This is a genomic window from Azoarcus indigens (assembly GCF_004361735.1).
Classification (GTDB): domain Bacteria; phylum Pseudomonadota; class Gammaproteobacteria; order Burkholderiales; family Rhodocyclaceae; genus Azoarcus; species Azoarcus indigens.
Window position 1 is genome coordinate 1 of the sequence record NZ_SNVV01000075.1, and the last position, 1,106, is coordinate 1,106.

2 protein-coding genes are annotated in these 1,106 nt (G+C 59.9%); both read left to right on the forward strand.

Features of this window, described 5'->3' with window-relative positions; genetic code table 11:
- On the forward strand, positions 1–183 hold a 183-nt coding region (locus C7389_RS25260), incomplete at its 5' end, for a hypothetical protein (protein ID WP_211342541.1).
- A partial coding sequence (locus C7389_RS24755; protein ID WP_211342542.1) for a hypothetical protein occupies positions 180–1,106 on the forward strand: 927 nt, incomplete at its 3' end. The genes C7389_RS25260 and C7389_RS24755, both read left to right, overlap by 4 nt.

Consider the following 1,106-nt stretch of genomic DNA (forward strand, 5'->3'; position numbering starts at 1 on the left):
CGCTGGCAGTGGATCGAACAGCCCGGAACAGGTTTGCGCGCCACCTCCGGCCAGCCTTGCCCCTACCCTGGCGTATGGAGTTGCGAGGACTGGCCAACCGGTGAGCAGACCTTCATGCATGGTGTGCCCCTGCCACAAGTGGAAGGGCGCAACGTAACCTGGAAGCTGGTGCGGGGAAGTTGACGACGATGCCCACGCCCTTGAGACCCCAGGAAATCTACCTGCTCGAACGCTTCAGTTCCAAGGAGTACTACCAGCAGATGCAGGACGCCTGGGCAGCAATGCTTGCGCACGTGGAAGACTGCCTGCAGCGCTTCATGCGGCAGTTACCGGCGGACTACCGCAAGCGCGGCCTGCCGATGCAACCGGATATCGTCTGGGGCGACACCGTATTGCCGAATTTCCGCGAAACGATGATCTATGTGGACCGAGGTTTTATCAGCCTGACCCACGGCGATCACTCGGGGCTGTTCGGGGCCGTGGGTGTTGAAGGTGACATGCGAGGCGTCAAGGATTACTGGCACGGTTGGCTGGACGAAGTGGCTCCCGATGCGGGGGAAAAATACGGGAAGCTGATTGGGCGGGCTTCGCACTTTGCTGGGAATATTTTGGCAACCGCTGAAGCACATTGGTACAAGGGAGAGCTATCTACAGATTTTTACCCTTCCTCTCAAGGCCCACTCGACCCGCCCCCCACTTGGCCTCGTTATCGCCTGAATCCTCAAGTACAGGTCCGTACCGGGGAGCCGGTTCCGCAATCAGGTGTCTACCTGCCCGATGTGGATGACTCCTGCGCCCAGTTCCTGATTGCATCCAAACATTTCACTACCTACACACGTAACGCTCCTGAGGCCAATGTCGGCTACGACCCTGGTACATTTCAAAACTTCTCCGAAGTACCAACCCTGTGGACACTGGTCGAACGCGTACCTGGTGAAACCGTGCCTTTCGAAGAAGGGCTCGGCCCTCTGCCGGTACTACCCGTCCATGCCGGCCAGCCCTGCCCACATGCCGGCTTCTGGTTCACCCTCGCTCAGCACGATTCGCGCCGCCACTTCCAGCAGGGCGAGATTTTCCCCGAAGTGCCGCGCGGCCTCGCCAAGGGC